Annotated in this window: 5 protein-coding genes; all 5 read left to right on the top strand. The window is 71.7% G+C overall.

Annotated elements, in window-relative coordinates; translation table 11 throughout:
* Window positions 1-3: 3 nt before the first annotated feature.
* Window positions 4-879 (top strand): hypothetical protein, encoded by an 876-nt coding sequence (locus ACFYY7_RS37040; protein WP_388668174.1) that lies wholly within the window; start codon window positions 4-6, stop codon window positions 877-879.
* Entirely contained in the window at window positions 867-1,514 is a 648-nt protein-coding gene (locus tag ACFYY7_RS37045) for a bifunctional 4-hydroxy-2-oxoglutarate aldolase/2-dehydro-3-deoxy-phosphogluconate aldolase (protein WP_388668177.1), read from the top strand. The genes ACFYY7_RS37040 and ACFYY7_RS37045 overlap by 13 nt, the downstream gene beginning before the upstream one ends.
* Window positions 1,511-2,380 carry an SMP-30/gluconolactonase/LRE family protein gene (locus tag ACFYY7_RS37050; protein ID WP_388668180.1) on the top strand — a complete coding sequence of 290 codons (870 nt, stop codon included), beginning with the start codon at window positions 1,511-1,513 and terminating at the stop codon, window positions 2,378-2,380. Before ACFYY7_RS37045 ends, ACFYY7_RS37050 begins: the two co-directional genes overlap by 4 nt.
* Window positions 2,381-2,421: 41 nt before the next feature.
* Window positions 2,422-3,378 (top strand): sugar kinase, encoded by a 957-nt coding sequence (locus ACFYY7_RS37055; protein ID WP_388668203.1) that lies wholly within the window; start codon window positions 2,422-2,424, stop codon window positions 3,376-3,378.
* 520 nt (window positions 3,379-3,898) lie between these two features.
* On the top strand, window positions 3,899-4,366 hold the full coding sequence (locus ACFYY7_RS37060) for a hypothetical protein (RefSeq protein WP_388668183.1): 468 nt from the start codon (window positions 3,899-3,901) through the stop codon (window positions 4,364-4,366).
* The last annotated feature ends 2,182 nt before the right edge of the window (window positions 4,367-6,548 follow it).

Below are 6,548 nucleotides of genomic sequence, written 5' to 3' on the forward strand. Positions count from 1 at the left end.
GCCATGACTCCGCTGCTGATCGAGACCGACCCGGCCCACGGCGGACGGTGGACGTCCCTGCAGGCGGCCGGACGCGAATGGCTCTGGCACCGCGACGAGCCACGCCGCCCTGGTGCCATTCCGGGTGACGCCTTCGCCGACGCCGGTGGACTGGAGGAATGCGTACCGACCGTACGAGGCACACCCGACCACGGCGATGCCTGGACCCGGCCCTGGCAGCGGGCCGATGGCACCGAGTCCGTCGACTGCCCGGACTTCCGTCTCAGCCGCCGGATTCGCAGCGACGGGGGCCGCGCAGTGGCCGACTACCGGCTCACGGCCGAACCCGGCTACCGCTTCCTGTGGGCCGCGCACGCGCTGCTCGCTCTCTCGGAGCAGGCCCATATCGGGATCAGCGACGGCACGCCGACCCGCTTCTATCCCGACAGCGGCGCCCGGTGGACTCCCTGCTCCTGGCCGTCGCAGCCCGGGCGGACGGAAGGGCTCGACCGTCTCGGGCCGGATGACGGGACAGCCGTCGGGGCCATCGTCGACACCCCGCAGGTGTACGTCCGCGACGGCGCGGCCACGTTGCACATGGCCCTCGAGGCCGAAGGCCAGCCGGTGTCCGTGGCGCTGTGGCGTAACCTCGGCGGCTTCCCCGAGCAGGAGCCGTACCGGTCCGTAGGGGTCGAGCCCATGCTCGGCCGGGTCTTCGACCTCGCGGCCGCGCGGGACGGGGACGCCGCGTGCGTTCCGCGCAGCGGCGAGGTCCGCTGGCGTCTCACCCTGGCTGCGCAGGCATCGGAGCCGTGGACACAACCAGCGCAGACGGAGCCGGAAACCGAAACGGCATCAGAAGACACAGACAGGAAGGGAACTCACACGTGGATCTGCTGACCGCATTGCGCACCCACCGGATCGTCGCCATAGTGCGCGGCGACGACGCGGACGCCGCGCTCAGAACCGTACTGACCCTGGCAGAGGAGCACCTCCCGCTCATCGAGGTCTCCCTCAGCGGAAAGGACGCACTCGACGTCATCCGCCGGGCCCGCGCCGCGCTGGGCCCCGGTGCACCGCTCGGTGCGGGCACCGTCCTCACCGCCGAGGACGCACACGCGGTTCGCGACGCGGGAGCCGGATTCGTCGTCACCCCTGCCGTCTGTGAGGCCGTCACGGAGGCCGAGCGCCTCGGGCTGCCCGTCCTCGCGGGGGTGATGACCCCCACCGACATCGTCGCCGCACGGCGGCTCGGTGCGGACGCGTTCAAGATCTTTCCCGCGGCGCAGGCCGGTGGCCCCGGATATCTGAGGGCACTGCAGGGACCGTTCCCGGACGTGCCGTTCGTGCCGGTCGGGGGAGTAGACGTCGACGCTGCCGTGACGTATCTCGCGCACGGGGCCACCGCGGTGGGTGTCGGCTCGCCGCTGATCAGCGACGCGGCCGACGGCGGCAGCCTCCAAGCACTCCGCGAGCGGGCGCGCGCCTTCCGCGACGCCGTACGCGCTGCCGCCCCCGCGGTTGACGGCCGATGACCGCCGGCACACCGGCCGTCTGCTGGCAGGACCGGCTCGGACTCGGTGAGGGAATACGCGCGGTCGACGACGGCGTCGTCCTCGTCGACATCCTCACCGGGCGGCTGCTGGCCGGCCCCACGGACCGCTCCGCGCCGCTGACGCAACTCGCCCGGCTGTCCGTGCCCCTGGGCGCGGTCTCCCCCGTCCACGAACGCCCCGGCACCTGGATTGCGGCCGCCGGAACAGGTGTCTGCCTGATCACCGCGCACGGGCGGACCGAGTGGCTCGCGCGCCCCGAGGACGGGGCCGCCACGGCCATGCGGATGAACGACGCGACTGCCGATCCGTACGGCAGGTTCTGGGCGGGCAGCATGGCCTACGACGCCGAAGACGGCGCGGGCTCCCTCTACCGTGTCGACCACGAGGGCACGGTGATCAGGGTGTTGGACGGCCTCACCGTCCCCAACGGCCCGGCATTCTGTGCTGACGGCACGGTGATGTACCTCGCCGACAGCGCCAAGGGCATCATCCGCCGGTACCCAGTCGACCCGGACACCGGGCTGCCGGGTGCGCCGGACACTTTCGCCGCCTTCGACCGCGGCAGCCCCGACGGTATGACGGTGGACGCCGAGGGCGCCCTGTGGACTGCGGTCTGGGGCACCGGCACCGTCCACCGCTACCGCGCCGACGGCACCTTGGACCGGCAGATCCGAATTCCTGCGACGCAGCCCGCCGGGCTGTGCCTCCACGGGGACAGCCTGTACGTCACCAGCGCGCGGCACGGTCTCGCTGCACCCGGACCGCTGGACGGTGCGGTCTTCACCACCCGAGTCGGCGTCCGGGGCCTGCCCACGTGTACCTACCGCCCCGGGAGAACCCAGTGACGGCGATTCACACGTCCCTCGCAACCGGCCGACGGCCGTTGATGGGACCGGTGACCTGTATTGGTGAGACCATGGCCGCGCTGATCCCCGAACCCGCCGCCCCACTGGACGGCGCCGGCCTGCTCGGGATCCGGATCGCGGGCGCCGAGTCCAACGTGGCGATGTACCTCGCCGACCACGGGGTGCCCGCCCGCTGGGTCTCCGCGCTCGGTGACGACCCGTTCGGACACCGGATCCGCGCCGAGGTGGCCGCGTCCGGTGTCGACATCGGCGGCGTACGCACCGACCCGCACCGCCCGACCGGACTCCTCGTCAAGGACCCCGGCCCCGAGGGCACCCGGGTCCACTACTACCGCCGCGGTTCCGCTGCCTCGGCCCTGACCCCGGACCTCCTGAACGACTACGCGGTGCGCTCCGCAGGCCTCATCCACCTGAGCGGCATCACCCCGGCGCTCTCGGCAGGCTGCCGGGACCTGGTCACCGCGCTGCTCGAGCCCGACATTGCTGAACGCCCGTGCCCCGTGAGCTTCGACGTCAACCACCGGGCCGCTCTGTGGGCGGACGGTGCGGCGGCCACCGTGCTGCTCGGGCTCGCCAGACGGGCGGACATCACGTTCGTGGGCCTCGACGAGGCACAGGCCCTGTGGGGAGACGGACTGACCGACGCCTTCGCCGTACGGGACTTGCTGCCACAACCACCCGTCCTCGTCGTCAAGGACGGTGCACGGGCCGCCACCGCCTTCGACGGCCCCAGGGTCCACACCGTCCCCGCGCCCAGGGTCGAAGTCATCGAACCGGTGGGCGCCGGTGACGCGTTCGCGGCTGGGTTCCTCGCCGGGCTGCTGCGCGGCGAGGAACCCGTACGGGCGCTGCGGCTGGGGCATCTGACGGCGGGTGCCGCACTGCGGGTGACCGGCGACCACGGCCCGCTGCCGGACCGCGCCCGCCTCGCCGAGCTACTCGACGCGGCCCCCGAGGAGTGGGCAGAAGGCGGGTGACCCGGGGAACCGGCCACTGAGCTGAACCGGCGGTGGATTTCGTCGATCACGACCAGACGCCCGCCCACACGGTTGTAGGTATGGCAGACAGCGTCGGTGATCTGTGCCTGTGTCATCCGGGCGGTGATGGGCGCCGTGCGCACGGGACTGCCCGAGTGGGTCGCTGGACGGGCGAGCTGATGATGAGCCGGTAGAAGGGGGCCTGCGCGGACCTGGGCACCGTGTCTTCATGCCGGTCCTCCGGCGACCCCGCATGGCCCAGCAGCAACAGAGCTCGGAAAGGCCGCAGCAACAGGCGTGGTAGCGCTCTGGTGTGATCGCACGTACTTGTCGCGGGATGGGCGCAAGGACAGTTGGAAAGAGTGTTGGGGCAACCCCTCACGAGTGGACTGCCACCGTACCGGCAAGATCGGCTGCACGACTTGGCGGCACACTATTGTGGGAAGCTCACGTCCGCCGCGCCCGAAGGCTGTCCGGGCTCGCCAAGTACCTTCTGATGCAGGCGTGTTGGAATTCCTTTATGGTCACTTCCGCTGACGGAACCACGCGCCTGAGCCCGGACGAGTTCGCACACCGCCTGCGTGCCGAGATCGAGCGGCTGAGAGACGAGGCGACGCGCCAGAAGAAACTCGCTTACCGCCGGGCCGAGTTCTGGGCCAAGACGGACATCGCCCTCGGCTTCCCCGCGGCCCTGCTCGCGGGCACGGCGGGAGCGGCAGGGCTGGCTTCGGCGGACGTGCGCGTTCCCGCCGCCCTCGCCGCTCTGGCCTCTGCCGGGTTCGCGGCGGGAGCGGGGTTCCTGCGCAGCGACGCCAGGTGCCGCGCCAACAAACGCGCCCGGCACGCATGGGCCTCGGTCGAGGCCAGGGCCATGGTGGCACTGACCCAGGAGCACGTGACCCACGAGGACCTTGGCGACCTGCTGGAATGCCGCCAGGCTGCGCTGGCGGCCTACGACGGCGAGGAGCCCCAGCCTGGGTCGTCGTGATCCGCAGCCCTTCGGCTGCCGCCCTGTGTTGAAGAACTCGGAGTGGGCGACCTGGCAGGCGTAGAGCGGCTCTGCCGTCATGGCTACTGTGCTCAGCCGACGTCGCGTACTTCCAGGCCATTCGCGGAGGCCACGTACGAGATCCAGCACCACGTTCCGAAGGCGTGGTTGATCTCTCGCCGCCAGGGGCGGCCACCGGTCCGGATGCCCGTCCACGTCGACGAGCAGGGCCCGTACTGCCGTCCGTGCTCCGGTGGACGGCAGTTCGTCCATGACCTGGGCAGCGAGCCGTTCCAGCCGGACGTCACACATCCCGATTCTCCCGGTGATCGACACAGGCAGCACGTTACGACGTGCCCGCCGACCCTGCCGTGGCCTGTGGATAACCCTCCGCCACTGGCGGGCTCGCCGCGGCCGCCGTCCGCCGCGCCCACGTCCAGCGTCAGGCCCGCCGAGCTCCTGAACCAGGACCTCGCTGTCCTCCACATCACCTACACCGACCGCGGCACCACCAGTTCTGGCCGCCGCCGCCCACCCTCAGCCGCACACGTGACCGCACCCGCCCCCGACGGCACCACCCTGACCGACACCCGGCCACGCCACGCCTCGTCCCGTCCCGCTCCAAGGGCATCCCCGACGACGCCGTCGACCCGGACCGGGCCACCGAGGAGATCCGCACGGCACTGGACGGGAAGACCGTCGTCGCCTGGTCGAACGACGTCCTCACCGACCTCTCCACCGGCCCGCGCGACCTCGGGATCCTGTGGCCGGTCCCGACGGATACGGCCGCCGCCGCGACCTGTTTCAGATGACCTTGGCCTGGCGCGGCGACGTCGACCCGAAGACCGGCAACCCCCGCCTACCTGTCGCCCCCCGGCCGCGCCGACCGGATGCTCCACTTCCTCCACGAGATGGCCCACCCAGGCGCCTGACCACCTCAGGCCGGGGCCACCGTCCAGGCCCGGCCGGCTACGAGCACCGCCTACCGGGACACCCGGCCGGCTGCGAGCACCGCCTGAGTGGGAGTGAGGCGGTGCTCAGGGCAGTCAGCGCGCTCGGTCCCGGTCGCGACGCCCCCGCACCGGGTCCTGGGGCAGATGTACGCGGGGTAGGACCCACCGAGCGCCGTCACGCTGCCGTGCCGCACGTACAGGTCGCACGCGACCGCGCGACCGCGCGGCCCGCGGCTGGCAGTGCTGCTCTATGTCGGCGACTTCGACGCGAGCGGGGCCCGGCGCACCGAAGACTGCTGGGACGATACCCGCCGGGTGCTCCCGACCCGCGAGCAGACCATCGAGTACGAACTGCCCCCGGCCCTGGGCAAGCACGGTGACCCGAGATGGCCGGCCTTCGCTGACCACACGGACTCGACCCCGCACACCCCGTGCAATGGGAGGTGGAGGCGCTGGAACCGGCAGAACTCCAGCGCCTGGTCCTCGCCGCCATCGACCCGTACATCGACCACGACGTCCTCGACCGCCAGATCGCCCGCGAGAACACAATGCCGCGCCCTGACCGACTTCCTCGACCGATGGGGCAGCACACCCGGAGCCGTCACCACCGACTACGGAACAGAGCCGCTCGTTTGACAGACCCGTACACCGTGTCACGGCCCCTGCCGTCGCCGCGCCCTTGCTCCGCACCCTTCCGAGCAGCGAGGAGCTGGTAGCCGCCCAGGACCGTGTGCATGTTGATGCCCAGTGCCGTGGGCCAGTGTGCGGGCGGGCGGCAGCCGGTCGCCCTGGCGGAGCCTGCCCTCGGCCATGCTGCGGCGCAGGGAGGCGGCGATCTGTTCCGCAAGGCTCACGGAGGAGGAGCGGTCGATGGCGACCAGCATGCCCGTTCCTCTACCGCGTCCACCTCTACCAGCGGATACCGAGGGCGTCGAGGTCCGCCCGCCGCTGCTCGGCGAGCCTGTCAGCCCGTTTGCGAGGCGGTCATGGCCGCGACGTCTCTCTGGAAACGGTCGCAGGACTGAACTGAGGCGTGTCGATCCACTCCTGTTGAACCTGATGCCGCGTGGCAACTGCCTCATGGCGGTGGCGCCCTATCGCCGCTGTGCGTGCCGGCCGGCGCCGTCGCCGGCCGGCACGCACCTCTCAGTGGGGGCGGTGGGTGGGTGGCCGGGGTGGGGGCCCGGGTTGGAGGCGTCGGGGCGCGGATCCCCAGGCCGGATTGGGCG

Origin of the sequence: Streptomyces sp. NPDC001933 (assembly GCF_042890955.1) — a bacterium.
Lineage (GTDB): Bacteria > Actinomycetota > Actinomycetes > Streptomycetales > Streptomycetaceae > Streptomyces.

Excerpts from the sequence above, each read along its gene's own strand:
- ACFYY7_RS37050 (WP_388668180.1), top strand. The coding sequence starts at position 1,511 with ATGACCGCCGGCACACCGGCCGTCTGCTGGCAGGACCGGCTCGGACTC.
- ACFYY7_RS37040 (WP_388668174.1), top strand. The coding sequence starts at position 4 with ATGACTCCGCTGCTGATCGAGACCGACCCGGCCCACGGCGGACGGTGG.
- ACFYY7_RS37055 (WP_388668203.1), top strand. The coding sequence starts at position 2,422 with ATGGGACCGGTGACCTGTATTGGTGAGACCATGGCCGCGCTGATCCCC.
- ACFYY7_RS37060 (WP_388668183.1), top strand. The coding sequence starts at position 3,899 with ATGGTCACTTCCGCTGACGGAACCACGCGCCTGAGCCCGGACGAGTTC.